Here is a 24,793-nt window from a genome sequence, read left to right as displayed (position 1 = left end):
GGCCCCGGCGGCCCCGGCGGCCGGTCGCGAGATCGAGTTCGATGTCGGTGATGCCCGCGGCGACGCGCACCGCCTCAACCGCGGCCTCCGACAGGCGTGCGCGGCCCAGATTGGTGTGCAGGAGCACCCCGGTGGCGTTGACGACTCGGCGCGGGCCCCCGGCGGGGAGGGACGCAAGTGCCGCCTCCGCGACCTCCCCGGGGGCGATCGTCCCCTCCCTGGCCAAGCGCTGCGCCTCGTTGACGACGGCCTTGACCCTGTCGTGCCCGAGCCGCAGCAGCGCCTGCGTGAACCTCGGGTCGGCGAGTACGGTGTCGGTGCGTGGGATGAGGCGGCGCGGATCGGTCATGACATCCGGACTTACACCATGATCAACAGATCTGTACATTACGATCATGCAGCGATTGACGCACTACGCGCAGGGCGGCGGCTGCGCCTGCAAGATCCCGGCCGGCGAACTGGAGAGCGTGCTCGCGGGCTTCGGCGCGGTGCCGCCCGACGATCCGCTGGGCGAACTGCTGGTCGGCACGGAGACCGGTGACGACGCGGCGGTCGTCCGCGTTCAGGGCGACACCGCGATCGTGAGCACCGCCGACTTCTTCACGCCGGTCGTCGACGACCCCTACGACTGGGGCCGGATCGCCGCCTCCAACGCGCTCTCGGATGTCTACGCCATGGGCGGGCGGCCGCTCGTCGCACTCAACGTGCTGTGCTGGCCCCGGGAAGGCCTGCCGTACGAGATCGCCAGCGAGGTGCTGCGGGGCGGTGCGGACGTCGCGCGGCAGGCCGGGTGCCACGTGGCGGGCGGGCACAGCGTGAACGGGCCGGAGCCCATGTACGGCATGGCAGTCACCGGGCTGGCCGACCCCGCGCGGCTGATGCGCAACGACGCGGGCCGCCCCGGGCTGCCGCTCTCGCTGACCAAGCCCATCGGCTCCGGCGTGCTGAACAACCGGCACAAGGCAACGGGCCAGGTGTTCCCGCAGGCGATCGAGGTCATGACCCGGCTCAACGCCGACGCCGGCCAGGCCGCGCTGGAAGCCGGCGTCCGCTGCGCCACCGATGTCACCGGCTTCGGTCTGCTGGGCCACCTGTACAAGCTCGCCCGAGCCTCCGGCGTCACCGCGGTGATCGACGCGGCGGCCGTTCCGCTCATCGAGGGCGCCCGTGAGGCCGTGCGCGACGGCTACGTGCCGGGAGGCTCGCGCCGCAACCTGGACTGGGTGGCCCCGCACACCGACACCGGGGTGGTGGATGAGGAGACGCTCCTCCTGCTCGCCGACGCGCAGACCTCCGGGGGCCTGCTGGTCGCCGGGGAGATCCCGGGGGCTCCGGTGATCGGTGAGCTGATCCCCCGCAAACGCCACGCCGTCGTGATCCGCTGACATCTGGCCACCGTCCGGGACCGGGTGTACAACTAGGTAATGATCTTCAAAGGTGTTCGCAGGGGATCGACTTGGGCGGCGCTGGTGGCGTTGCTGCCGTCCTTGACCGCTTGTGCCGCAGGGGAGGCCGACGCGCGGACGGAGGCCGCGCAGACGGCCGGGCGACCGGGAAGCCTCGGCAATCCGCGGGTGCTGAATTGCGCCAACCGCAATGGGGAGTTCCCGGGGGAGAAGAACTCGAGCCGCGCCGCCGCGCCGGACGACCTCGTGGTGGGGCCGCTGGTCATCCCCGGACTGCTCGCGTGGGGCGGCGCCCAAGCCGAGCAGTACGGAAGCGACCACAGGTTCAAGGTCGGCGCGCTGGTCAGGAAGGGCAAGACGATCACGGTGTCCATCCCCGCGAAGTTCCACGACAGCGCGGGCCTGCTCTACTCCGAGCAGTCCAGGAACGCCCGTACCCCGGCCGAGGCCGACCACGCGGTGGCCTTCACCGCGTGCTCCGACCATGACACGATCTTCGTGGGCGGCTTCTACGTGAAGGAACCCAGGTGCGTCCCGTTGGAGTTCCGAGTGCCAGGCGAGGCCGTCGTCCGGCGTGAGATCTCCTTCTTCAACGGCGCCTGCTGACCTGGGGAGGCGCCGCCCGCGCGAGCGGCGGGCGGCGCCTCAGCCCAGGAACAACGAGGTGACGACGCCGGCGAACGCGACCGTGAGAACGCCCAGCGCCAGCCGCCTGACCGGCTTCTCTCTGTTCATGAGCCAGTCGATCAGCCACATCGGCTCAGGGATCTCCACCAGGTCCTTCGACGGTGGCACGATCGCCACCAACACGAAACCCGGCCAGGTGAAGCCGATCGCGTAGGCCAGTCCCGCCCACCACGGCACCAGCCCGAACAGCGTGACGCCGAGTGCCGCCCAGGTGAGCGAGGTGACCCTGAACGTGGTCAGGACCAGGCCGGTGTCCAGCCCCCACAGGAGCGCTCCCCTGGCCGGGCCGAACCGGTAGAAATGCTGCTGCGGAGTCTGGCGCCGCCACATGGGTGTGCGCAGCCCGAACAGGCCGGAGTCGATGACCAGGCAAGCGAGCATCACCGTCGCCGCGGCGAGCTTGGCTCCCGTCCCCGGCACTCCGCCGAACAGGCCGGAGCCGAACAGGCCGGAGCCGAACAGGTGCACCAGCCCGTACATGGTCAGCGCGGAGAGGCTGAAGCCGAGCATGAGCATGAGGATCGGCCGGTACATGGCCTTCTCCCCGGGAACTCTCCCCTGAACCAGGGGGCGGAGGTATCCGACGAAGGACACGCCTCAAAAGCTGAACAACTGCGCGAAGCCCGCGCTCGCGATGAGCAGGAGCAACGCGAAGGTCACCCAGGTGTCAAAGGACAAGCCATCCTCCATCCGGAGTGGCCGGCCAACGGCGTCGCGCCCGGCCGGCCACTCGGCTACCTGTTAGCAGCCGTTGGCGTTGACGGTCCAGCCGGCCGAGCAGATGAACGGGCCTGTGGAGCAGTCCCCGCCCTTGGTGCACTCACCGCAGGCGTACTTCCGCTGGTACGGCGCCGAGCCGCTGCAGCATTGCCACACCTTCATGCTGTAACCCGACGGGCAGACGTACTGTCCGCTGCTGTTGGTGCTGCAGAACTTGTTGGGGAGGGCGAGGTTGCAGCAGCGCCAGTTCGCCGCCGCCGCCGGCTTGGTCATCACGGTCGCGCCGGCGACCGCACCGATCGCCGCAACGCCGACCCTGCCCATCCAGCCGAGGAATCCTCGCCGGCTAGACGAATCGGTTCCTTCCGACATTTTGTTGAGGTGGTCCATACTGGCCTCTCTGACCGTGGGATGAATCGGATCAGTGCCGTACGGAGGGCTTGCCGGCCAGGTTGTGCTTGTAGGGGACAGGGGCGGCCGCGTACATCTGCCTGACCGTCGGCACCGTGTGGGCCCGTGTCAGCTTCCCCTCGGTGACGTGGAGTGCGACGGGTGTGATGTCGAGCCCGATGCTGCCGACGATGCGCTCCTCCTCGTCGAGGAGGACCCGCTCGCTGTACAGCCCGAACTCGGCGATGAACTCGTTGCCGTCCCCGGACACCGGGACGACCACGACCCACATTGATGGCGGCACCGCACCCCCACGCAGCGCCGATGCCAGGTTGTGGCAGGTCTCGCACTTGTTGGAGAGGAACAGCACCATGGCCCGCTCGGCCTCGTCGAGGGCCGCCGGCAGGCCGAAGCTGCTCGGCCGGGCGCCCTCCAGGGTTCCCAACTCCACCGGGGTGGGCTTGTCCTCCATGTCGAGGTATCCCCGGATCTGCTTGATCTGCTGGAAAAGTTCCACCTGCGCGCTGATCTGGATGAACAGCACCACGGCCAGCAGGCAGACCACGATGAGCAGCACCATCGTCATGCGGTGTGCACCTCCGCTTCGAGTTGGGTCGGGTCGGGAAGCACCATCCGGTCCTCCCGCAGCGGGCGCAACACACGTAGTTCGGCCCTCAGTTTCCAGGCGACCAAGGCGAGCAGCGCCACGGCCAGGCCGAGCAGCCCCTCCTGCCCGGTCCAGGTCGGCGGGCTCCCCTCGGCCAGTGCGGCCAGCGCCAACCACAGCGGGAGGTACAGCACTTGGCGCCAGCCGAGCACGGCGCCGCTATCCCCGAAACAACCGCACTTGATCTTCTCTCCGCGGCCCAGCGCGCGGATTCCGGCACCGGCGAACACCAGCGCCAGCAGCGCGATGAGCACTCTGGGCCACAAGGCGGACGGCGCCACCGCCAGGCCGGTCACGGCCAGCATCTCCGCGGAGATCACCGCGATCGCGGCATGCCTCGCCAGAGCCGCCGGACCGAGCCGTGCGATGGTCTGGCCGAGCTCGTGATGGGTAATGATCTTTGACAGTGCCGCAATCAGGAAAACCACGATGAGTACGACCTGAGCTGCGGCTCCGGTCACGACTGCCGCATTCACGTTCATCCGTCACTCCCGTCAGGGTCGGATGAACGAAAAGTATGGTACCGGCCTTAAATGATCAACACTTGACAAGATCGTCCCGGCGAGATAGATGGCGACGTCGGCCCGTCAGCCCACCTCGACGCTGAGGACGACGCCTGGTCGGACACGCCTTGACCGAGCATCCCGTCATCGGTCAGCAGTCACGTCTCCACGTTTTGGGAGGATTGACGCCGTCGACGTCTCCTCGATAAGGATCTGGCTCCGTGACCCGGTTCAATGATCCACGGAACACTTCCTGGCGCTCCCTGCGCCGCCCTCCCGGGCATTACCGGCCCAGGTGCTCCCGGCGCACGCGGGTGAGGATGATCCACGCTCGCTCCTGCGAAGGTGTCGCCCCTCCAAAGGCAACGATGGACACGTGTCCACGGATGCATCGGAGAATGCGCGACAAGCAGCTTATTCAGGGCACGACAAAGACCCGAATGCAGTATTGAATAATCAACTCGGCGTGAGCACCTAGCCGATAGATCGAGTTAAGAGCCTTTGTTGCGCAGCGGGTTCAAGCCTCAAGCTTGCCGGAGAGCTGACAGTTCGCCGACAAGACAACGATCATGCACCCCCGAAAGGACGCCCAACTGCTGCGACCGGAAGCGATCTCCCGTCAAGGGGATCACTTCCGGCCAGCAATGCCTGCAGCCCAATCCCCGCGTGCACGTGGAGCACTTACCCCAGGACGTGGTTACGCCGCACCCTGTGGGACCATCCCCACATGCATGAGGAGCGCATTGCAGGTTTGCAGACCACCCCCGCGTTTCACTCTGCACAGCGCTGCGAGCAGCTACTGTCCGTCATCCGCGATCGAGGGGCCTACACCTCACCCTGTGTTGGCTGTAAGTGCACAGAGGGGGAACCAGCACGGACTCCGCTGAAATTTCGCGATGATATTGACGTTCCCCAAAGCAAGGCACGTCAGCGTCGCAAAGGACACCCGAAATCAGCTATTTGGACCGTACACTATTCGCTGGCCACAACCTGCACCTTGAGCCAGACAAAGCCACTGCCTCCCAAATGTCTATCGCTTCGAAACCGCCCGTTCTTGACGTCTAGCACTGACAGCGCTACAGGTCAGTATCTGTGGTCGACGAACTCAGGGATGGTCTCCCACCAGGGATCCCAGTCCAGGCATGCGGTTACCTGCTCCCGCGCATAGAGAGGGTCCGCCACAAGCCGATGGCACACCAACACGAAGTGCTCCTCGGACACGGGGGATAGTCACTTCAGTGCGGGCCGCGGGACGTGCTTCCCCTGCAAGAGCCATGCGGGCTCTGGACCGCGTCCAGCCCTCAAAACTTGGCCGCGTATTTGTCGTGGATGGCAGTAGGCCGTCGTTTATGACCATGAACGGCCAGACACAACAGTTGCCGGCCGCAGCACCCGGAACGTCTCTTGTATGGCCGTGCCACTCTCAGCAGCCGGCATGTGGTGGACGACCAGGCTGGAGACCACCACGCCCAAGGTGCACCTCATTGACGCCGGAATCATCCCCGCATGCGGGGAGCACATCCGCTCGCAGGTGGTCTCGCCAGTGGCGTCGCGACCATCCCCGCGTGTGCAGGGAGCACCGCCTGACGCGGTTGCCGGAGCGGTGTGAGCGTGGAAGGTCCTGACGGTCCTCTCTGACCGCATAGCCAAGATCCAGCCACGCCCCTTCGCGCGCGATAGCGTGATCGTTCATGAAATTCGTGACCGTCCTCGTCGTCCTGCTCGCGGTGTGCGGCGCGGACGTACAGGCGACGTGGGCGGCCACGTGGCGGCTGACGTACGCGGTGCGGGGATGGACCGGCACGATAGGCGCCACAGGACAGGGACAGGCCTGGGCCCTCCTCCAGCACGGCCAGCAGCAGATTTCCTCGACGATGCTCCGCTGGGACGGCGCCTCCTGGCGGACCGCCGTGCTGCCGAAGGGCGTCAGCGCCTACAACGCGCGCTTCGCCGCCTCCCCATCAGGGGACGACCTGTGGATGTTCTCCGGGGACCGCCCGTTCCAGCTGGCCGGCGGCCGGTGGGTGTACCGCCCGTGGACCAACGAGTACGAGCGTGGATCCATCGCCGTCGGGGCCAAGGACGACGTCTGGGTCTCCGAACACGGCGGCCCGGACGACTACTCCGGATCCGGACTCAGTCACTGGGACGGCCGCTCGTGGAAACCGGTCCCCAAGCCGAGCCCGTACGGCGACCTGGACCAGATCTCGCTCGTCGCCGCCCCCGACAGGGGCGAGGCCTGGGCGGTGATCCACCCCTCGGGAGCAGCCACGGTGATACGGCGGGACGGCTCCGGATGGGTAACCGCTCCCCTGCCTCCCGCGCCTGGCTGCCCTCCTTCGCACGCCGGCGACTTCTACGGTATGGCGGCCCGCACCCACGACGACGTGTGGCTGGTGACGCAGGGCGCCTTCGAGCGATCCGGGTCCTGCGAGGCGCCCGACCGCGGCATGGTCGTGCGCTGGGACGGCACCGCGTGGAGGTGGCTGAACCTGCCGTTGGCCAAGACCTGGCTGCCTGCCGTCCGCGCCGACCGGGTCGGCGGTGTGTGGATCGCCGCTAACCCCGCCCACGCGCAGTCGTACGTGCTCAACTTCCGCGGCGGCCGTATGACCAAATCGACGCTGCCCGCGGAAGGGGGGTGGGCGGGGTTCGTGGACATCGTCCCGGTACCGGGCACCACCCGGCTATGGGCTCTGGCCCGGCGCGTAGACGGCACCCTACTGATCTACGAGTTGGCCTGACCGCCCAGCCTCAGAGCGCCGGGGGTCCTGCGGCTGCGGGCGCCGGTGGCAATCTATCTCGGTGCACAACATGAGCGAGGACGGAGGGCGCTGAGCGAGGTCTGAGGAAGTTTCACGCCAGATCGCCGAACCAATGGCCGGCGGCCCGTTCGAACGCTTCACGATCAGGGTCGCGATCACCTGCCCAGGCGACTATGCCATCGGGTCGGATAAGCACGGCCCCGAATCCGAGGTCGTTTCTCGCCGGACCGGCCGCATACCGTATCCGGCTCTCCCAGCCCTTCGCTGAACCGTGCAGACATCGGTCGGTGCTGAAGTCAAGCACGATGCCTCGTCCGTCCTGCATCAGGTCGCCGAGGCGAGTGCCGTCCTCAAGACGAAGGTCCGGGGCGTTGCGGCCGACCAGCGACTGCTCGCTGCCAAGGTCGTAGCGGATCGACGATCCCGATACCTTCTCGAACACGTAGGTCGTTCCGTCACGGGTCCCGAGCAAGTCGCGAATCACACCTTGGATCGCCTGGGCATGCGAGTCCGGCCGCATGACCGCTGCCTGGGCGCGCGTCCAGTCGAGCACCCCTGCGCCGATCGGATGACGCTCGCGGGTGTAGGTGTCGACAAGTCCGTCCGGCGCGTACCCGTGCACGGTCGCCGCGAGCTTCCATCCCAGGTTCATGGCGTCGCCGATGCCGGTGTTGAGTCCCTGCCCACCAAAAGGGGGGTGGATGTGAGCGGCGTCGCCCGCGAGCAGGACGCGTCCCTGCCGGTAGGTCGTCGTCTGCATCGCCCGATCGGTGAAGCTCGAGGCGTGATGGACGTCGCTCAGCGTCACGTCGGTGCCGGACACACGACGGAGAACCGCCTGGAGATGGTCGCGGGTCGGCTGCTGCGAGCGATCGAAGGCGCCGTCATCGAAGTCCAGCAGGCCGATGTGCCCTTCCGTGGGCATCTGGATGTACATGCCCGTCGGCGTCAGGTTGAACCCAGGGCGCAGCTTCTCGGGATCGGCGATGGTGGCGAGCATGGTGTAGCCGGTGAACTGCGGCTCGGTGCCGACGAACTCGAAGCCTGCGAGCCCCCGCACCGCGCTGCGTCCGCCGTCGCAGCCGACGAGCCAGCGCGCCGCGTATTCGTGCTCGCCGGCTTGCGCGACCACGGTCTCATCGTCCTGTGCGATGGCTGAGACCGTGACGCCGCGCCTGACCTCTACGCCGAGCTTGGATGCCCGCTCGGACAGCACCGTTTCGACCGCTTCGAGGCTTGCCAACATAAACTCCGGTGCCGGGCTGGGAAGCCGGAACGGCAGTGCGGCGAAGTCGACCTTGGCCGGATCGAGCACCATGCCGGCGAAGTGGCCCACGCTGCGAGGGGGTGACGGCTCGTCCGCGTCGAGGTTCGCGCCGGGGTCGTTGTGGACGCCCGACGCCTTCAGCAGCGGGTGCAGCATTCCGCGGCGGTAGAACGCCTCGATCGATGTGGTGTACAGGCCCCGGTTCCCGAGCGGGTTCGCCTTCCACGGGGAGTGGCGCTCGGGCTCCCGCTCGAGCACCAGGACGGAGCAGCCCGCGAGGCCGAGCTCGCAGGCAAGGAAAAGACCAACCGGGCCGGCGCCCACGATCACTACATCATGCACGAAAACTCCCTCGCTAAGCCTGTTTGCTGACGGACATCTGAACGTGATCGAACGCCAGGACCTCGGCGCCGTCGTTCCGCTCGTGGTCACGGGTGGCATCGGGCTCTCGGTGCCCGTCCGCTCACCAGGTCACCCGCAGCGTGTGCAAGCCGTACACGAGGCTGAAGACGCGGAAGTCGGCCTGCTCGTACGGGTCGGCCAGGGCGAGGCCGGGGAAGCGCCGCAGCAGGGCGGGGATGGCGATGCGCATCTCCATTCGCGCCAGCGGCGCCCCGAGACAGTGGTGCACACCATGCCCGAAGGCGACATGGCCGGCGGCTCCCCTGGTGATGTCGAGTGTCTCGGGATCGTCGATGAGGGCAGGGTCGCGGTTGGCGGCAGGGAGCGAAAGGATCACGAGCGAGCCTGCGGGGATGGCGTGCCCGGCGATCTCCACTTCCGTCGTGGTCGTGCGCGGCGGCAGCGACTGCACGACGGAGAGCCAGCGCAACAGCTCCTCGACGGCGGGCTCGATCCGCGCCGGATCGTCGCGGATCATAGCCAGTTGGTCGGGGTGCCGCAGCAGGGCCAGGGTGCCCAGGGCGAGCATGTTCGAGGTCGTCTCGTGCCCGGCCAGCAGCAGCAGTCCCGCGATGCCGATCAGCTCATCGGTACTGAGATCGTCGCCGTGCTCGCGCACCAGCATGCCCAGCATGTCCTCGCCCGGGTCCGCCTGCGCGCGGGCGACCAGGCCGGCCATGTAGGCGCGGTCCTCCCGCTGCGCCGCAGCCCGCTGCTCCATCGGCAAGGAGGTGTCCAGCAGGCGAGCGGCACGCTCGTGGAACTCGGCGCGGTCGGCGTACGGCACGCCGAGCAGCTCGCAGATCACCAGCGACGGCACCGGCAGCGCGAAGTGCGCCACCAGATCAGCCGGCTTACCGGCCCGCTCCAGATCGTCCAGAGCCGTCTCGACGATCTCGGTGATCCGCGGCTCGAGCCTGCGCATCCGCCGTACCGTGAACTCCGGGGTGAGCATCCTGCGCAGCCGCGTGTGCTCGGGCGGGTCGAACCCGATCAGCTGCCCGGCCCGCATCTTGGCCAGCTCGTCGGCGTTCAGCTGCCCGGAGCCCGGGAACGGCGTCAGGGCACTGCTGAACCGGGCCGGGTCCGCCAGCACCTGGCGAACGTCCTCATAGCGGCAGACCAGGTACGCGAGCACGCCGGTGGGCGTCTCCACCCGCACCACACCCTCGCCGTCGCGTGCCCGGGCCAGCTCCTCGACCGGGTTGAGCCCGTTGCGCCGCATCTGCAGCGGCAACTCCGGTGCTTGCGTCATTTCTGTCCATCCATCCTGTGATCGTGTGAACTTCTCTGCGCCACCAGAGAAGTGAAAGGCGACTGACATTTAGCGTCTTGTGGTGCCACCGGCCTGCGGCGATACCTGTCCATCGCGGGTTGGGGACGGCGAAAACCTTGCCGACTCCTCTACCGGCTGATCTGACGCGGAACCGCCACCGCGAGAAGTTTGTCTGGGTTGCGGATGGCGTAGAAGTTGGTGATCTTCCCATCGGCGATCTCGATCAGGAAGACGCCTTCCAGGCGCTCGCCGCTGAGTACCATCGCGGGCGTGTTGTTGCAGTTGACCATCTCGATCCGCAGGCCCGCCAGCCGCTCCAGGCGCAACATGTTCATGAGGATCGCGGCCACCTTCTGCACGCCCACCACCGGCCGGCGCGCCGCGGCGGCCTTGCCACCGCTGTCGGCGGTCCAGGTGACGTCCGGCGCGAGCAGCGAGAGCAGCCCTTCCAGGTCACCGGTGGCCGCCGCGGTCATGAACTGCTCGGCGATCTGCGCGGTCGTCGCGGCGTCGACGGGCTCGAAGCGCTTACGCCGCGCCTGTACGTGCTCGCGGGCACGGTGCGCCACCTGGCGCACCGTCGCCACGGATTTGCCCACCGCTGTGGCGATGTCGTGGTAGTCGAAGCCGAACACCTCGCGCAGCACGAACACCGCACGCTCATCGGGGGTGAGTGTTTCGAGCAGCACGAGCATCGCCATCGACACTGACTCGGCGAGCAGCACATCGGTCGAGGCGTCGTTCTCCTCGAGCAGCAGCGGCTCGGGCAGCCACGAGCCGATGTAGTCCTCGCGCCGGCGTGCGCTCGCCCGCAAGGCGTTGAGCGCCTGACGGGTCACCAGCTGTGCCAGATACGACTTGGTGTCACGGACCGTCGCGAGGTCCACGTCGGCCCACCGCAGATAGCTGTTCTGCAGCACGTCGTCGGATTCGGTTACCGAGCCGAGTATCTCGTAGACGATCGTGAACAGCAGCGGCCGCAACAGGGTGAACCGCTCGGCATGCTCGTCGGTGCTCACGGAGAGGTGACCACCCGCGCAGCGGAGGTCGGCTGTCCGGGACGCGGGCCGCCCTTGGGCCACCACATGGAACCCGGCTCGCGGGCCTCCCGACGAATCCTGTTATCCACCACGAAGTTACAGGTCTTCTCCTTGATCGCCGCGCCCATGCGGCCGCCGATGTAGACGTTCATCGCGGTGTCGTCCTTGCGGGCGAGCTGTCGGATGCCGGCGCGCCGGCCGAGGCTGACGCACGCCCCCGACATAGCCACGTCGATCACCGCCGGTTCGGTCCCCGCAATGCGGCTCAGCACGGTGTTGGCGGCCTGTGCCCCGAGCGGCCCAGCGACGTACGTGCTCATCCGCAGCGGCCGGCCCGACGGTGCGGCGGCGTCCCCGGCCGCGACAATGCGGTCGTCGTCGACACTGGTCAGCGTCTCGTCAGTGAGCAGCCGGCCGAGCGCATCGGTGCGCAGCCCGCTCGCCGCCGCCAGCTCCGGCACACCGAAACCACCCGTCCAGATGGTCAGCGCGCTCGTACGCACCCCACCGTCGGCGACGACGACCGCGTCCGGCCGCACCTCGCTCACCACGGAGGCCTCGAGCACCACGACACCGTGCCGGGTCAGCCATTTGGCGATGTATCGGCGACCAGGTGCGCTGAATGTCGGCGCCAGGGTCCGGCCACACACCAGCGTGACCCTGCGCCCTTGCTCGGCCAGCTCGGCGGCCGTCTCGATGCCGGTCAATCCGCCGCCGACCACGGTGACCGGAGCATCGAGGGGCAACTCCTCCAGCCTGGCGCGCAGCCGCTGCGCGTACTCGAATTCAGCGATGTCGAACGCGAATTCTGCCGCGCCAGGCACCGATGACGGTACGGCCCTGGTGCTGCCGACCGCGTAGATGACGTAGTCGTAGTCCAGGGGACGGCCCGACGCCAGCTGCACGGTGCGGGCGGGGGTGTCGATGCGCGTGGCGCTGTCGACGACCAGCTGGATGCCCTCGCCGAGCAGCGTGCCGTAGTCAATCGTGGCGCCGCCGGTGCCGGCCACGAACTGGTGCAGCCGGATGCGTTCGACGAACTCCGGGCGCGGATTGACCAGAGTGATGTCGACGTCGTCGCGCATCCGCAGACGGTTGGCCGCCAGCGTTCCGGCGTAACCGCCACCGATGACCACGACCTTGTGGGGTGTGTTGTGTTCGGTCATGCCCTCAGGACACCGCGGACCGCTGAGACGTGACATGACGCGACGTGACACGCGTCACTCCACTCAAGTGACGTGCGGTCCCTCAGAATCCGATGGCTTCGCGGAGCAGGAGGACGGTGCCGCGTCCGGGGTGGAACTCTGCGTTGAGGATGAGGAGGCGGTTGATGGCGCTGGGCCACCCGTGGACTGCCCGGGTGCGGGCGTTTTCCAGTGGAAGGCAGTGGTCTTCGACGCGGCGCAGCGCGGTGGGCAGGTCGGGTACCACCTTCTGCGCCCCGACGATCCAGATCGCGCGGGCGGCACCGCCGGCGTATCCAGGGAGCTGGCTTCCGCTGCCCGAGGCGACCACGAGGGAGCCGGTTTCGGTGACCGCGTGGACGCTGCCCACGATGACGTCGGGGGTGGACATCAGCCGCCGGATCTCGTCAGGTTCACTGGCGCGGTCCATGGCCAGGACGCGTGGCTTGACGGCGTCGTATCGTCCGCTGGTGTTGATGTCGGCCTCGATGCCGGACAGGCGGAGGGTTTCGCTGGCACCGGTGAATACGCTGGCGCCCTCGGGTACCAGATCCTTGATGCGGGCACGAGCGGCGGCGACGTCGTCGAGGATCTCGACGGTGAACCCGTGCGCGGTCAGCGCACTGGCCGCCCGCTCCAAGTGATTCGTGGGCGCCGGGTCGGCGAACCGGGTTGCCGAAATCGGAGTGGTCACGGTGCCTCCTGGGCTGGTCGTGATGTGTGATGTGTTCGTCTCATCAGCTCGACAACGCAGCCCCCAGGAATGTTAGGCGGCGCGCCGGCCTCACATTCCGGTGCGCTGTCTTGTCGAACCAGTGAGAGCAGATGCGACCGAGGGAGCCGCCGGCACCATGACCAACCGAGCCGGGCCAGGGTATGGCCGACCCGGTCCAGGCCTGGACGCGGTCACGAGCGAGCGGGGCCGGCTGATCAATCTCACCTACCGGCTCCTTGGATCCCTGGCCGAGGCCGAGGACGCCGTGCAGGAGACCTACGCCCGCTGGTATGCGATGTCCGCACAGCAGCAGGACGCCATCGAATCGCCCGGCGCCTGGCTGACGAAGGTCGCCGGCCGCATCTGCCTCAACATGCTCGGCTCAGCACGGGCCCGGCGAGAGACCTACGTGGGTGAATGGATCCCCGAGCCGTTGCCCGAACCCGGCGAGTGGATCGATGGGCGGCCGGGCGGCACCACCGTCGACCCGGCCGACCGGGTCACCCTGGATGAGTCGGTCAGTATGGCCTTCCTGGTCGTGCTGGAATCGATGACCCCGGCTGAGCGCGTCGCGTTCGTCCTGCACGATGTCTTCCGCTACTCCTTCGCCGAGGTGGGCGAGATCGTCGGCCGTACCCCGGTGGCGTGCCGCCAGCTGGCCTTCTCGGCCCGCCGTCGCGTTCGCGCGTCACAGCCTTCCGCGGTGCCGGCAGCCCAGCAGGCCCGCATCGTCAGGGACTTCAAACAGGCCTGGGAAGCCAGGGACATCTACGCCCTGATCGGCCTGCTCGACCCCGATGCCACGGTCATCGCCGATGGTGGCGGCCTCGTCGTGCGGCGCCAGCGGGTCGAGGGCGGCGAGCAGGTCGCGCGCGCCTGCGTCGATCTGGCCGACCGGGCACCCAGCCTGACGATCCTGGAGCGCGCCGTCAATGGCCGGCCCGGCCTGGTCGCCCAGCAAGACGGCACCACCGCGGCGGTGCTGGCCTTCGATATCGCAGGCGGCCGCATCAAGCGCATCTGGGCAATATTCAACCCCGAGAAACTCCGGCCTTGGACGACGGGCTGACGCGCGTCTCCATCTCATCGGTCCGCTGAGGGCCACTGCCACCTAGTCCTGTCCTGGCGCCGTGGCGACGAACTGGGTCAACTCCCCCAGATGGCCCGGCGGTCCGAAGTTGGCACGGCAACCGCGGGCCTGACATTCCGGGGCGCTGTCTTGTCGTACTAGCGAGAAGCCAAGATTTCGCACTGCATGGAAGGGATGGGTAGCGATGCCTACGCAACGCGAGGTTGACGAAGCCAAGATCAGACAGCAAGCCGACAAGATAGTCGAAGGGCTCCGAGCCAAGGATCTCGACGGCCTGAAGCAGCTTTACACAACGGATGTCGTGTCCTTCGACGTCGAGCCGCCGCTGCAGCATGTAGGGGTAGAGGCGAAATTGAAGAACTGGGCGAAGGTGTTCACGTTCTTCCAGGATGTGAATTATGAGGTTCGCGACCTGACACTCACCGTGGGCGACGAAGTAGCGTTCGGGCACGGCTTCGGCCGACTCAGCGGCACGCTGAAGAACGGGACGGCGACGTGCGGTATGTGGGTCCGGGTCACTTTCTGCTTCCGGAAGATCGACGGCAATTGGTTGATCGCGCACGACCAGGTTTCCGTGCCGTTCGATATGGCGAGCGGCAAAGGAGTGGCCGACCTCGAGCCCTGACGAGTCGCAGGAGTTTCGGGACGTCGCGGGCGGTGCTGCCCGTTGAGCCACTGTCCTGGTTTCGCAGGACGGGGGCTCGGCGGTGCTGCTGCCGGTGACGCCCCGGTCCGTGCTGACCGAGGCGTCACCGGCCGAGCAGGTCCAGGCAGTGCGGCTGGCGATCGCCGTCAGCCAGGCGCTGGAGGATTCGACAGCGTCCTGCTGTTGCCATCGGCGAGAGCGACCAGCTGATTCCGACCAGCCGCACCCGCGAGTTCACCCGCGCGCGCACCCCGGTGAACAAAGCGCACGTCGTCGTCCCCATCCGCCTCACCGGGAGGGTCGCCGCGAACTACCTCAAGGCGTGCCTGCTCAACGAACTGCCCACCGCGTGGATACCGGTCCCGGCCACGCTGCGGCACCACTCCGGCCCGCGCGCGTTGCGCAGGGAGGCGTCTACCCCGCTCGGGCTGTGGCTGATCCGCAGTGTCTACACCGCACCCGGCGCCGACCCGGGCGAGCGCGAGCCTGGAGGAGGCCAAGACGGTACGGCTCGCCCTGCACGCCCTGACCTTGTGCCTCGACGGCAAGGCGGCGGCCTCCACAACCGTCGCCCGTAAACGCGCCGTCTTCCACGCTCTCTTGGAGTACGCGGTGGAGCTGGAGGAACTTTCACCCAGAGCCCCGGCCCCACCACCGTGGCTCTTCGCGCTAGGTCATGATCAAGCTCCGAGGGTTCAGAGAGCCTGGTTCGCTTCACACAGTCAGACGGTGTTACGGGCTGCGTAGGTGTGCGGGCGGTCGCCGGGCATGCCCCAATCCCGCAGTTCCACCTCCGGTGGTCTGCCCTCCTCGCCACCGACGGACCATTCATTGATCTTTCCTGCGAGATACGCGGAAGGTTACGATTTGGGAATGGGACCCGTATTCATGACGTCGCTACTGACCCTCCCAGCGCTCGCCTTGCTACTGATCCCCTTCCATGACGAGTCAAGCGCTATGGACACGCGAAACCGGCTATCCGGCCTGCGCACCCGCCACACACTCGCCTCTCGCGAGGCGTGGGATGCCGCGCACGCCTGGCTGAGGCGCCCCCTGCGACGCCTGGCCGTGGTTATGGCGGCGGTTCTCGTCGTCTCCATCGCCAGCGAGATGGCGTTCGGCCTGCCTGAGGCTCTCGCGCTGACGATTGCCGCGTCCCAGGCAGTGTTGTTCGTGGGTGGAATCCTGTTGATCGGCTGGCGCGCCAATAAGGTCGCGGCGCAGGTCAATCAGCGTCGCAACGCGTAGGTCAGCGCTTGTTCCCCCTCCTGACGGGCACGCAGCGGCACGGGACGGGGGCTCCTCCGTCGCGTCGGTGTTCGGTGGGCCCGGGCTTCGTTCCTCAGCCCCGGCCCGTCGATCGCCCCCGACTCCGTACGGTGATCAGCCACCACCAGGCCGGTGAGGTCAGCAGCGGCCGCGACGGGAGGGGCTGTAGACCGGGCGGTTCGCGGCGACGACCCACGCCTCGGTCATGTAGGTGAAGGTCGTGCCCCTCTTGCAGTTGGCGTAGAGCGTGCGGGGGCCAGGTCCGCGCCAGGTGATGTACTTGATGGTCTCCCAGCCCCACGCGCGCTTGCGCAGCAGGTTGGTGCCGAAGAGCGTGCCGCTGCAGCCGGGCGCCCAGACGGTGGCCGCGATCTTGCCGGGACGTACCTCGGGGCGGTACATATGCAGACACCCCGCAGCGAGTCTCTTCGCATCCGCGGCGGTCAGCGACCCGGCAGCAGCCTCCTTGCCGTGGGCGGCCTCGACGGCGGTGCTCTGGGGCGCCTGGGCGGCGGTCGGGCCCAGGGGAACAGACGAGGTGGCCGCCTGGATCGGCGGCGCCGCGATGATCGCGCCGGCCACCAGGACGGCGCCGAGCGTGGCGTATCTTGCAGCGTGCATTGCGTGAGTCCTTTCCGGTGTCTCTGCCATTCGGGTGAATTGCATAGGACGTTCTCGGACCGGCCCGGCAGGCCGTTGCGCTGCCGGAACGGCATGGGCGCGGCTCCCCGCGCGGGTGAGGGCGGCCGCCGGGATCACGACTCTCGCGGTCGTCCGTCTTCCTCTCTCGTGTGATGACGAGGCGAAGGTAGGCAGGGGCGTGTTGAGGATTCGTTGAGGATTCGTTGGGGCCTCACTCAGGGCCGGGGGTCAGGCCTGGTGATGACACTGGTCGGCCCACCGACGAGATCTCCGATATGACGGGAAAGGGGCGCAGCCGGCCGCGATGGCCATGCGCACCATGATCCATCTCACTGCCAATGGCTGTCCCTGCGTTCCCCGACCCCGGAGCCCTGAACCGCGTTGATCTTGGTGGGCGGCCAGCGACGGACGATCCGGGTTCTCACAAACGGTGGAACCCTGGCGGGGTGGGATGGGTCGTGGGCGCCGCTGGCCGGGGGCTGGGACGGCCTCCTCCTCTTGCACCGGCTCGCCCTCGTCGGCGACATCGATACGGCAATCGTCTTTTATGGGCCTTTCGCCATGAACGAAAGCGGAATCCCTTGTGTGGTGGCCATGGTTAGTTTGTCGGTATGCGCGAAGTGATCAGCAGTGACGGCCGTACGATCGCGGTGGAGGAATGGGGCCTCCCGGACGGCAAAGCAGTCTTCTACCTGCACGGCAGTCCCATGGGGCGGTTGGCCCGCCATCCCGACGACTCCCTATTCACCGAACGGGGCATCCGGCTGATCACCTTCGACCGGCCCGGCTTCGGCGGCTCGACGCCCAGGCGCGGACGGCGCGTCGTGGACGGCGCCGAGGACGTCGCCGCCGTCGCCGACGCGCTCGACCTCGATCGTTTCCCCGTCTACGGCGTCTCGGGCGGCGGCCCGCACGCGCTGGCGTTCGCCGCCCTGCACCCCGAGCGCGTCACCCGCGTCGCCTCGCTGGCGGCGCTCGCGCCGCGCGACGCCGCCGGGCTGGACTGGACGGCCGGGATGATGGCGGGCAACGTCCGCAGTGCTGCCGTCGCCCTGCAGGACCGGGACGCGATGGCGGCGCACCTGGGCGGCGACTCCTCGGCGCCGCCGCAGCTTCCCCCGAGCGAGGCCGCCGTCCTCACCCGGCCCGAGATCGCCGCCATGCTCGCGGCCGCGTACGCTGAGGCGGTCCGCCCCGGCATCGACGGCTGGGTGGACGACGTCATGGCCCTGTTCGGCACCCCGTGGGGCTTCGATCCCGCGTCCATCTCCGTTCCGGTGCGGCTGTGGCACGGCGAGCTGGACACCGTCGTCCCGGTCGCCCACGCCCGCTGGCTCGGCGCCCGCATCCCCGGCGCGGACCTGATCGTCCGGCAGGACGCGGGTCACGCCGGCCACTTCGACGCGACCCCGGAGACCCTGGACTGGCTGCTCGGCCTGAACGAGACCGGAGCCGACCGGCCGTCCGCCGAGGCCGCCTGACGCCGCCCCGTCCCTGCCGGCGAACAATTGCGCCGCGAGATCCACGAAGATCTCAACGTGGTGGAGAACTGGCACTCGGCAAACAAGGACATCTTCTACGGCAAGGCCGGCGACCTGACCGGCGATGACCGCGAGACCGTCGAGGTGTCCGCGCTGGCGCTCCATCTGGTCCAGGCCTCGATCACCTACCTGAACACGAAGCCTCGCCCAGCAGCAGCCCTGCCGAATCTTGCGCCTCGTGCCCGGCGGCCGCAGCGACGGCCTTCAGGTGGGCGTCCTTGGCGCGGTAGCCGGCGGCGCGCTCGCGGGCCACGGCCGCGTGCTTCTTGGCGTCGCGGGCGGACCGGCCGCTTGCGTCAGCGACTCCATCGCTCTTCTCCCACGGCGCCTGCATCGCCATGCTCGAGAACCGCTCGTCCCTCGAGAGAGGGACGAGCGTCACACGCGCGAGGGACGGCAAAGATCGCTGGTCTGCGTGACGATTCGGGTCGCGCCCGCTGCCTAATCTGCCGGTCATGCAAGCAACGATCGAGCGTCCCCCGCTGGGCCACGTCGGGGCGCTTCTGAACGCGGGTGTGCCACAGCCCAGCCACAATGCCTGCCACCATCTCCTGTGGCAGGCCCACTCACGGAACGTGGGCGCCCGGCGTGCGACGCCGCAGGAGGCGCACATGGAGCTCGCCAGGGAAGCGGTCGCATTCCGGGGGGCGCCCCGATGACCGCCGCCGCCTTTCACCGCCTGCTGCATGCCGAATGGGCCAAGTTCTGCAGCAGAGGCCGGGCGATCGCCATGACGGCCGCGATCCTGACGACCATCGGGCTCGGCCTGCTTCCCGCGTTGGGCAAGTCGTCGTCCTGCGGCTTCGATTCCGTGGCGGTCGCGTGCCCCACCAACCCGGTCGGGCCGGACGGCCAGGAGGTGAGCGATCGGTTCTACTTCGCGCACCGATCCCTGGGTGCGAACGGCAGCATCACCGTCCGCATGACCTCCCTGACGGGCATCATCACCTACCCGCCCCCCGACCACGACGAGATCGTTCCTGGTCTGGTGCCGTGGGCGAAGGCCGGCATCATCGTCAAGGACGGCACCCGGCAGGGCTCCTCCTACGTGGCCCTCATGGTCACCGGCCACAACGGCGTCCGCATGCAGTACGACTACTCCCAGGACGTAGCCGGCCGCCCAGGTGGGGTCTCAGCGGAGTCACCGCGCTGGTTGCGTCTTACCCGCTCCGGCGACACCGTCACCGGCTACGAGTCGGCCGACGGCGCGAGGTGGACGAAGGTCGGCGCAGCGCACCTGCCCGGGCTGCCCGGCACGGTGCAAGCCGGGCTCTTCGCCGCCTCCCCGGGAGACCTGACGCTGCGGCGCGTCGCCCTCGGGGGCAGCACCACCGAGTATCGCTTCACCCAGGCCACCGCCGTCTTCGACAACGTCAGCCTCGACGGCGGCGTGTCCGCCGAAGCGTGGCAGCACGGCAGCATCGGGGAGATGGGCCACACTGACTGGGAGCGATATCACCAACCGCCCGGACTCGTCGAGTCGAATGGCACGCTCACCATCACCGGCTCTGGTGACATCGGCCCGATCGGCGCCGTGGGCAGCCACAACGTAGAGGACACTCTCGCCGGCCTGGCCATCAGCGTGATGCTGGTGATCGTGGTCGCGGCCCGGTTCGTCCCCCGTCGGCCAGGCCCGACCGGCGCGCCGTCACTCACCGGCCGGGCTCTGGCGGCCAAGGCGGCCGTCGTCGGCGCGATTGCCTTCCTCACCGGACTGGTCTGCGCAGGGGTCGCCGTGCCGGTCGGCACGAGAATGCTGCGCGCCAACGGCCAAAGCGTGCTTGCGGTGCCCGCGCTCACGGAGCTGCGGGTCATCCTCGGCACCGCCGCGCTGCTCGCCGTCGCCGCCGTCTTCGCGCTCGCCCTCGCCGTACTGCTGCGGCGCACCTGGGCCGCGGTCACCGTCGCGGCCTCAACCGTCGTTCTCCCGTACGTCCTGGCCGCCCTACCGCTGCTACCCGACCAGGCAGCCAAGTGGCTGCTACGCCTCACCCCGGCTGCCGGCTTCGCCGTCCAGCAGACCATCCACGAATACCCTCAGGTGATCGCCCACTACGCACCTTCGGAAGGGTACTTCCCCCTGACCTGGTGGGCCGGGCTCGCCGTGCTCTGCGGATACGCCGCAGGCGTACTCGCCTTGGCCCTGCTGCGCCGGCGGACCGTGGCATCTTAGCCACAGCCGTCGAGATAGCACTGAGAGGACAACTGCTCGTAGACGGCCCACACGACTTCGGGGAACGTCTCGTTGAAGCAGGCCCCGCGCCGCGACTGCAGACGCATCTGGGATGCTGCACATCCCTGATCCCGTGGGAACGCATTGGGAACGGCTGGCCTCAGAGCTTGATTGTACCCGTGGGCCTGCCAACAGGCCCGGTCTGGAACGCTGCCCGCGTCCGGCCGCAGCCATGAGACACATCCGCCGGCGAGGACCAGGTGCCCGCGTCGGCCCTGGAAATCAGCGCCGACACCAGGTCCCGGGCAGCCGGGCGGCATCGAGCGCGGGCGCTGGTACGGCCCACGAGATCTTTGCTCACGATGAGGTTGCTGTGGAGGGCAGGTCATCCGCCTGGTCCCGGTCGTTGTGTTCTGCTGCGGATTCCGGGGCTTCGGATCTGGGCCGGATGCGTGCGTTGCGGAGCAGGGTGGCGACGAGGACGGCCGCGCACGCCGTCAGGACGACGCTGACCACTGCGGCGACCCGCGTCTCTCGGGCAAAGGCGTCGAATGCTACGTTTCGCAGGGCTTCGGCGGTGCCCTTCGGGAGGGTCGTTGCGGTGTCGACGGCGCCGCCGAGGGTGCTCCGCGCTGCCTCCAGTTCCTTGGGTGTGAGGGCGTCGGGGGCCTTGGTCGCCAGTTCCGAACGGTAGATGGCGGTGCCGATGCTGCCCAGGATCGCGATGCCCAGCGCCCCGCCGAACTCGGCAGAGGTCTCGGCCATGGCGGAGGCCGTCCCGGCTCGCTCCGGTGGTGCGGCGGACAGGATCACGTCGGTGACCACGGCGGAGACTCCGCCGATGCCGATCGCGACGACCGTCATGGCGCTGACGAGGTAGATGACTCCCGAGTCGGCCTGAATCAGGGACAGCATGACGTAGCCGGCAGCCGCCACGAGCAGTCCCGCGGCCATCACGTTGGGTTTGCCGATGTGGGGTGCGATCGCGGTGGCCAGGGCGATGCCCACGGGCATCACGAGGAAGGTTGGCAGCGACCATAGGGCTGACTCGAACGGGCTCATGCCCAGAACGAGCTGCATGAACTGCCAGTTGAACAGGGAGAAGCCGACCAGCGCGAACGTCGCCAGCGCGTCGATCAGCAGGGGCAGGTTGAACCGGCGGGTACGGAACAGCGCGATGTCGATCATCGGGTTCGCGGCCACGCGCTGGCGGCGGATGAATGCCGCCCCCACGGCGAGTCCGGCGACGCAGTACGCCAGGGAAATCCACCCGAAGCCGTGCTCCGCCATCCGTTTGACGCCGTAGATGACGCCGAGCACGGCCACGAGGGACAGGCCGGCGCCGAGCAGGTCGAAACGGCCCGGCTTGGGGTCGCGGTATTCGGGGAGCAGCAGCGGGCCGAGGACCAGCAGCAGGATCATCACGGGCACGTTGATCAGGAAGACCGATCCCCACCAGAAGTGCTCCAGCAGCAGACCGCCGATGATGGGGCCGAGTACGGCGCCGCCCGCGAAGCCCGCCGTCCACACGCCGACCGCTGTTGCCCGCTGTTTGGCGTCGTGGAACATGTTCCGGATCAGGGCAAGGGTGGACGGCGCCAGCGAGGCTCCGGCGATGCCCAGAAGCACGCGGGCCGCGATGAGTGTCCCGGAGCTGGTCGAGTAGGCCGCCAGAACCGAGGCGGCGCCGAAGGCTGCGGCGCCTACGAGCAGCACCCGCCGCCGTCCGATCCGGTCACCGAGTGTGCCCATCGTGATGAGCAGGCCGGCGAGGAGGAAGCCATAGGCGTCCATGATCCACAGCAGTTCGGAGCTGCTCGGCTTGAGGTCGGCCGTCAGGGACGGGAGCGCAACAAACATGACGGACATATCCATGGACGCCAGTACGCAGGGCAGTACCAGGACAGCGAGCCCGACCCACTCCCTGGCTCCGGCTCTTCTGTCTTCTTCAGTCATTTCCTTTGTTCCCAAGTCGCGTCGATCGAGTCGGAGCCAATCGCCCCGATGTGTACTTTGTACGCGGTCTAGCGTACAGAATACGCATACACGCTAACACGACACAACAGCGTTTTGACCTGCTGCTCTTCTCTCTCTATGCACTCGCACCTCCATTGAGGTAGAGTTTCGTCACAACGTAGCGCTGTGACGAAAAGGAGTGCAGTGGTGTCGGTGCAGCTGGCTTGCGGGGCGTGCGGAAAGTCGCTCGAGCCCAGGGATCGGGGCCGGCCGAGGCGCTACTGTTCCCGGGCATGCCAGGCGAGGGCGTATCGGGCGCGTAGAGCGGAAACGCCGGCCGATGCCCCGGAAGGCAATGACAGCGCGCCGCATCTCACCGTTGAGCGCATCGTGCGAGCTGGGATCGCCATCGCGGACGCGGAGGGGCTCGACGCGCTGTCGATGCGCCGGGTCGCCGTGGACCTCGGCGCGAGCACCATGTCCTTGTACCGGCATGTGGCATCCAAGGACGACCTGGTGACTCTGATGGTGGAGGCCGCGATGGCCGACGTGCCCCTGCCCGACTCGGCGCCGCGGGACTGGCGTCACGGCCTCGAGCGCGCCGCGTACCGTGATTGGGACCTGTACCACCGCCATCCGTGGATCCTGCCGAGGGTCATGGTGACAACCCGCGCGTACTTCAGCCCGGCTCTCGCGGCAGACAGTGAAAGCGCCTTCTCCGCATTCGACGGGCTCGACCTCGAACCTGCCGATGCTTTCCGGTACATGTTCATGTTCGCCTCCTACGTGCAAGGCGTGGCGCTGACCTACGTCAGCGATGTGGAGGCGGAGCGGCAATCGGAAGTCGCCATGAAACAGGGGACGAAAGCCTCGGGCCACGCACAGAATCCGCTTTTCGAACCCGGGGCGTATCCCCGACTCGCCCCCGCGATGCGCGCAGGCGCCGCCCCCTGGGACCTCGACGCCTTGTTCGCCTCAGGTCTTGCCGGTGTCCTGGACGGCATCGCAGCCGATCTTGCGAGACGAGGCATCGATGCCTGAGCTTGGGGTCCAGCCAAGGTGAGCCCAAAAGCCGCAATACATGATCGTTAAGCGGCTTCCGGGCTGATCAGAGGCCCACCGAGGACTCGTCGGAGCCGCTGGGGCGCGGGTATCGGGTGGAGTTGGACGTCAGGGATGACCTCAGTGAGACCGGTAGGCCCAGCATCACTGGGCCTACTGAGCCACAGTCCTACACGTTGTCAGACTGGCCGACCAGCGTGATCCCGGTTTCCACGAGGTAGCAGTCGCACGAGCCGCATCCGGGGGTCATACATCCTCCCTGAGGTAAGCGATATATCGACCATAGGACGGACACAGCCACAGCTCTTCAACCCGTACAGCTAGAGTGCCGTTTGCGTACCATGCGCCGCGCAGTACGCACAGTCCGCGGAACTCCATCACCTGCGGTGTTACCGCAGATCAGCAGTCACGACAGACGAGATGATCAAGCACCGCGGAATCCCGCAATATTCCGCGGAATCCATGGCCCACCAGGATCATCACTCCTCAGGTACTCGGTCATCGACGAGGAGCTCGACGCGATCGCCTCTCAGCACCCTACGATGCTTACGCGGACCCGGCGTGATCTCGAATACGGGCACTCCCTCGGGCGTATCACGAGGTCAACGAGGCGATACAGTCCATGCCTGACCTTGATAGTGCGCGCGAAAGCGCGACAGGGCCGGCGGTCGCCATGCGCCAGATTGCGGACACTGCCGCCCTGGCTCGCGCCAGGGCGGCGGCTCGGATACGGGATGCCGAAGGACTGCCCCTGGCAGGGCTCGCGGCGAAGCTTGGGATGTCGAAGGCCCGGGCCGACCAGCTCCTCAAGGCCGCCTGAAGTGGATGACGCCCGACAGAATGTGCGGCTCTCTGCGGCATTGCGCGGACGCCACCTACACGCGAACCAAGGTTGACTTGGCGCTTTCCAGGGAGGTAGCGCGGATTGCGCGGCATCTGCGCGGTCCTCTACATCAGCCGCCGCCTTGAGGCAGTCGAGCCTCCATCAGGCTCCAAGTAATTCAGGGGTCCGGGTCGGCGTCTTCTCATCCCTTTCCGTAGTCGATTATCCGCCACCGTTCCGAAGGGGCGTTTCTGCCGACCAGGACGTCGTAACGGCGTTCCCCGTCCGATTCTGGTCCCGATTCCTCCATGTCGACCGTGTATCGGGTGGGGACGGCGACCGCCTGCCGGGCGTAGGCGGAACTGTCGGCATGGGGCTCGCCCACCCAGGTCAGGTCGAGACGGCGGTAGTAGCAGCCGATGCCGTTGCCGCCGTGCCTCTCCAGGAAGGACGGCGCCGCCAGCATGCGCAGGGTGTCGTCGTCCCTGGCCGCCACGGCGTTGAGGTAAGCCACGACAACCTGTTTGGGACCGGCGTCCGCGGGCGGAACGGCGACAGCGGACCGCTTT

At 67.9% G+C, this 24,793-nt stretch carries 22 protein-coding genes and 2 pseudogenes; 10 read left to right on the top strand and 14 right to left on the bottom strand.

Annotated features, from left to right (window positions below):
- A pseudogene (locus ABZ297_RS26280) lies at nt 1-349 on the bottom strand (L-seryl-tRNA(Sec) selenium transferase); the annotation flags it as partial.
- Between the two features lie 46 nt (nt 350-395).
- Here ABZ297_RS26280 and selD point away from each other — a divergent pair.
- Complete coding sequence (gene selD / locus ABZ297_RS26275) at nt 396-1,385, top strand: selenide, water dikinase SelD (RefSeq protein ID WP_355351036.1); 990 nt, start codon at nt 396-398, stop codon at nt 1,383-1,385.
- A gap of 39 nt (nt 1,386-1,424) precedes the next feature.
- Nucleotides 1,425-2,012: a hypothetical protein gene (locus ABZ297_RS26270; RefSeq protein ID WP_355351034.1), complete on the top strand. Its 588-nt coding sequence runs from the start codon at nt 1,425-1,427 to the stop codon at nt 2,010-2,012.
- 39 nt (nt 2,013-2,051) lie between these two features.
- Here the strand turns inward: ABZ297_RS26270 and ABZ297_RS26265 are convergent, their stop codons facing one another.
- The 4 genes from ABZ297_RS26265 to ABZ297_RS26250 all read right to left on the bottom strand — a co-directional run bounded on the left by ABZ297_RS26265 (nt 2,052) and on the right by ABZ297_RS26250 (nt 4,352).
- Nucleotides 2,052-2,627, bottom strand: a complete 576-nt coding sequence (locus tag ABZ297_RS26265) for a hypothetical protein (protein WP_355351032.1) — start codon at nt 2,625-2,627, stop codon at nt 2,052-2,054.
- Nucleotides 2,628-2,834: 207 nt separating this feature from the next.
- The gene (locus ABZ297_RS26260) at nt 2,835-3,203 is read right to left on the bottom strand and encodes a hypothetical protein (RefSeq protein WP_355351030.1); all 369 of its coding nucleotides are present in this window, start codon (nt 3,201-3,203) and stop codon (nt 2,835-2,837) included.
- Between the two features lie 31 nt (nt 3,204-3,234).
- Nucleotides 3,235-3,789: a hypothetical protein gene (locus tag ABZ297_RS26255; RefSeq protein ID WP_355351028.1), complete on the bottom strand. Its 555-nt coding sequence runs from the start codon at nt 3,787-3,789 to the stop codon at nt 3,235-3,237.
- Nucleotides 3,786-4,352: a MauE/DoxX family redox-associated membrane protein gene (locus tag ABZ297_RS26250; protein WP_355351026.1), complete on the bottom strand. Its 567-nt coding sequence runs from the start codon at nt 4,350-4,352 to the stop codon at nt 3,786-3,788. The genes ABZ297_RS26255 and ABZ297_RS26250 overlap by 4 nt, the downstream gene beginning before the upstream one ends.
- A gap of 1,712 nt (nt 4,353-6,064) precedes the next feature.
- Here ABZ297_RS26250 and ABZ297_RS26245 point away from each other — a divergent pair.
- The gene (locus ABZ297_RS26245; RefSeq protein ID WP_355351024.1) at nt 6,065-7,117 is read left to right on the top strand and encodes a hypothetical protein; all 1,053 of its coding nucleotides are present in this window, start codon (nt 6,065-6,067) and stop codon (nt 7,115-7,117) included.
- A 112-nt stretch (nt 7,118-7,229) separates the two neighbouring features.
- Here the strand turns inward: ABZ297_RS26245 and ABZ297_RS26240 are convergent, their stop codons facing one another.
- From ABZ297_RS26240 to ABZ297_RS26220, 5 genes are all read right to left on the bottom strand, one after another.
- Nucleotides 7,230-8,747, bottom strand: coding sequence for an FAD-dependent monooxygenase (locus ABZ297_RS26240; RefSeq protein WP_355351022.1), 1,518 nt, complete (start codon nt 8,745-8,747; stop codon nt 7,230-7,232).
- 121 nt (nt 8,748-8,868) lie between these two features.
- Complete coding sequence (locus ABZ297_RS26235) at nt 8,869-10,062, bottom strand: cytochrome P450 (protein ID WP_355351020.1); 1,194 nt, start codon at nt 10,060-10,062, stop codon at nt 8,869-8,871.
- 149 nt (nt 10,063-10,211) lie between these two features.
- Nucleotides 10,212-11,102 (bottom strand): RNA polymerase sigma factor SigJ, encoded by an 891-nt coding sequence (gene sigJ, locus ABZ297_RS26230; RefSeq protein WP_355351018.1) that lies wholly within the window; start codon nt 11,100-11,102, stop codon nt 10,212-10,214.
- Nucleotides 11,099-12,289 (bottom strand): FAD-dependent oxidoreductase, encoded by a 1,191-nt coding sequence (locus ABZ297_RS26225; RefSeq protein ID WP_355351016.1) that lies wholly within the window; start codon nt 12,287-12,289, stop codon nt 11,099-11,101. The genes sigJ (ABZ297_RS26230) and ABZ297_RS26225 overlap by 4 nt, the downstream gene beginning before the upstream one ends.
- A gap of 82 nt (nt 12,290-12,371) precedes the next feature.
- Entirely contained in the window at nt 12,372-13,001 is a 630-nt protein-coding gene (locus ABZ297_RS26220) for an LUD domain-containing protein (protein ID WP_355351014.1), read from the bottom strand.
- A gap of 157 nt (nt 13,002-13,158) precedes the next feature.
- Here ABZ297_RS26220 and sigJ (ABZ297_RS26215) point away from each other — a divergent pair, with 157 nt between their 5' ends.
- The 3 genes from sigJ (ABZ297_RS26215) to ABZ297_RS26205 all read left to right on the top strand — a co-directional run bounded on the left by sigJ (ABZ297_RS26215) (nt 13,159) and on the right by ABZ297_RS26205 (nt 16,006).
- Nucleotides 13,159-14,091 (top strand): RNA polymerase sigma factor SigJ, encoded by a 933-nt coding sequence (sigJ, locus tag ABZ297_RS26215; protein WP_355351012.1) that lies wholly within the window; start codon nt 13,159-13,161, stop codon nt 14,089-14,091.
- 205 nt (nt 14,092-14,296) lie between these two features.
- Nucleotides 14,297-14,737, top strand: a complete 441-nt coding sequence (locus tag ABZ297_RS26210) for a nuclear transport factor 2 family protein (RefSeq protein ID WP_355351010.1) — start codon at nt 14,297-14,299, stop codon at nt 14,735-14,737.
- A 909-nt stretch (nt 14,738-15,646) separates the two neighbouring features.
- The gene (locus tag ABZ297_RS26205; protein WP_355351008.1) at nt 15,647-16,006 is read left to right on the top strand and encodes an SdpI family protein; all 360 of its coding nucleotides are present in this window, start codon (nt 15,647-15,649) and stop codon (nt 16,004-16,006) included.
- A 159-nt stretch (nt 16,007-16,165) separates the two neighbouring features.
- Here ABZ297_RS26205 and ABZ297_RS26200 read toward each other — a convergent pair whose 3' ends face one another.
- Nucleotides 16,166-16,648 carry a hypothetical protein gene (locus ABZ297_RS26200; RefSeq protein WP_355351006.1) on the bottom strand — a complete coding sequence of 161 codons (483 nt, stop codon included), beginning with the start codon at nt 16,646-16,648 and terminating at the stop codon, nt 16,166-16,168.
- Nucleotides 16,649-17,280: 632 nt separating this feature from the next.
- Between ABZ297_RS26200 and ABZ297_RS26195 the strand changes: the two genes are divergently transcribed.
- The gene (locus ABZ297_RS26195) at nt 17,281-18,150 is read left to right on the top strand and encodes an alpha/beta hydrolase (protein ID WP_355351004.1); all 870 of its coding nucleotides are present in this window, start codon (nt 17,281-17,283) and stop codon (nt 18,148-18,150) included.
- 57 nt (nt 18,151-18,207) lie between these two features.
- A pseudogene (locus ABZ297_RS26190) lies at nt 18,208-18,291 on the top strand (hypothetical protein); the annotation flags it as partial.
- A 40-nt stretch (nt 18,292-18,331) separates the two neighbouring features.
- On the opposite strand, the gene ABZ297_RS26185 reads toward ABZ297_RS26190, so the two are convergent.
- A complete protein-coding gene (locus ABZ297_RS26185; protein ID WP_355351038.1) occupies nt 18,332-18,592 on the bottom strand; it encodes a hypothetical protein in 261 nt (86 codons plus the stop codon).
- Nucleotides 18,593-18,865: 273 nt separating this feature from the next.
- Between ABZ297_RS26185 and ABZ297_RS26180 the strand changes: the two genes are divergently transcribed.
- On the top strand, nt 18,866-20,383 hold the full coding sequence (locus ABZ297_RS26180) for a hypothetical protein (protein WP_355351002.1): 1,518 nt from the start codon (nt 18,866-18,868) through the stop codon (nt 20,381-20,383).
- A 357-nt stretch (nt 20,384-20,740) separates the two neighbouring features.
- On the opposite strand, the gene ABZ297_RS26175 is transcribed toward ABZ297_RS26180, so the two are convergent.
- Nucleotides 20,741-22,339, bottom strand: a complete 1,599-nt coding sequence (locus ABZ297_RS26175; RefSeq protein ID WP_355351000.1) for an MFS transporter — start codon at nt 22,337-22,339, stop codon at nt 20,741-20,743.
- 207 nt (nt 22,340-22,546) lie between these two features.
- Between ABZ297_RS26175 and ABZ297_RS26170 the strand changes: the two genes are divergently transcribed.
- Complete coding sequence (locus ABZ297_RS26170) at nt 22,547-23,380, top strand: TetR/AcrR family transcriptional regulator (protein WP_355350998.1); 834 nt, start codon at nt 22,547-22,549, stop codon at nt 23,378-23,380.
- A 1,046-nt stretch (nt 23,381-24,426) separates the two neighbouring features.
- Here ABZ297_RS26170 and ABZ297_RS26165 read toward each other — a convergent pair.
- Complete coding sequence (locus tag ABZ297_RS26165; RefSeq protein ID WP_355350996.1) at nt 24,427-24,738, bottom strand: hypothetical protein; 312 nt, start codon at nt 24,736-24,738, stop codon at nt 24,427-24,429.
- Nucleotides 24,739-24,793 lie beyond the last annotated feature (55 nt).

Source organism: Nonomuraea sp. NPDC005983, from assembly GCF_040614375.1.
In the GTDB taxonomy this organism is placed as follows: Bacteria; Actinomycetota; Actinomycetes; order Streptosporangiales; family Streptosporangiaceae; genus Nonomuraea.
This window is presented reverse-complemented; position numbering and strand designations above follow the sequence as displayed.

What these genes read in the sequence shown, in the direction of transcription:
- selD (WP_355351036.1), top strand. Translation starts at nt 396, where the DNA reads ATGCAGCGATTGACGCACTACGCGCAGGGCGGCGGCTGCGCCTGCAAG.
- ABZ297_RS26270 (WP_355351034.1), top strand. Translation starts at nt 1,425, where the DNA reads ATGATCTTCAAAGGTGTTCGCAGGGGATCGACTTGGGCGGCGCTGGTG.
- ABZ297_RS26265 (WP_355351032.1), bottom strand. Translation starts at nt 2,627, where the DNA reads ATGTACCGGCCGATCCTCATGCTCATGCTCGGCTTCAGCCTCTCCGCG.
- ABZ297_RS26260 (WP_355351030.1), bottom strand. Translation starts at nt 3,203, where the DNA reads ATGGACCACCTCAACAAAATGTCGGAAGGAACCGATTCGTCTAGCCGG.
- ABZ297_RS26255 (WP_355351028.1), bottom strand. Translation starts at nt 3,789, where the DNA reads ATGACGATGGTGCTGCTCATCGTGGTCTGCCTGCTGGCCGTGGTGCTG.
- ABZ297_RS26250 (WP_355351026.1), bottom strand. Translation starts at nt 4,352, where the DNA reads ATGAACGTGAATGCGGCAGTCGTGACCGGAGCCGCAGCTCAGGTCGTA.
- ABZ297_RS26245 (WP_355351024.1), top strand. Translation starts at nt 6,065, where the DNA reads ATGAAATTCGTGACCGTCCTCGTCGTCCTGCTCGCGGTGTGCGGCGCG.
- ABZ297_RS26235 (WP_355351020.1), bottom strand. Translation starts at nt 10,062, where the DNA reads ATGACGCAAGCACCGGAGTTGCCGCTGCAGATGCGGCGCAACGGGCTC.
- ABZ297_RS26225 (WP_355351016.1), bottom strand. Translation starts at nt 12,289, where the DNA reads ATGACCGAACACAACACACCCCACAAGGTCGTGGTCATCGGTGGCGGT.
- sigJ (WP_355351012.1), top strand. Translation starts at nt 13,159, where the DNA reads ATGACCAACCGAGCCGGGCCAGGGTATGGCCGACCCGGTCCAGGCCTG.
- ABZ297_RS26210 (WP_355351010.1), top strand. Translation starts at nt 14,297, where the DNA reads ATGCCTACGCAACGCGAGGTTGACGAAGCCAAGATCAGACAGCAAGCC.
- ABZ297_RS26205 (WP_355351008.1), top strand. Translation starts at nt 15,647, where the DNA reads ATGACGTCGCTACTGACCCTCCCAGCGCTCGCCTTGCTACTGATCCCC.
- ABZ297_RS26200 (WP_355351006.1), bottom strand. Translation starts at nt 16,648, where the DNA reads ATGCACGCTGCAAGATACGCCACGCTCGGCGCCGTCCTGGTGGCCGGC.
- ABZ297_RS26195 (WP_355351004.1), top strand. Translation starts at nt 17,281, where the DNA reads ATGCGCGAAGTGATCAGCAGTGACGGCCGTACGATCGCGGTGGAGGAA.
- ABZ297_RS26180 (WP_355351002.1), top strand. Translation starts at nt 18,866, where the DNA reads ATGACCGCCGCCGCCTTTCACCGCCTGCTGCATGCCGAATGGGCCAAG.
- ABZ297_RS26175 (WP_355351000.1), bottom strand. Translation starts at nt 22,339, where the DNA reads ATGACTGAAGAAGACAGAAGAGCCGGAGCCAGGGAGTGGGTCGGGCTC.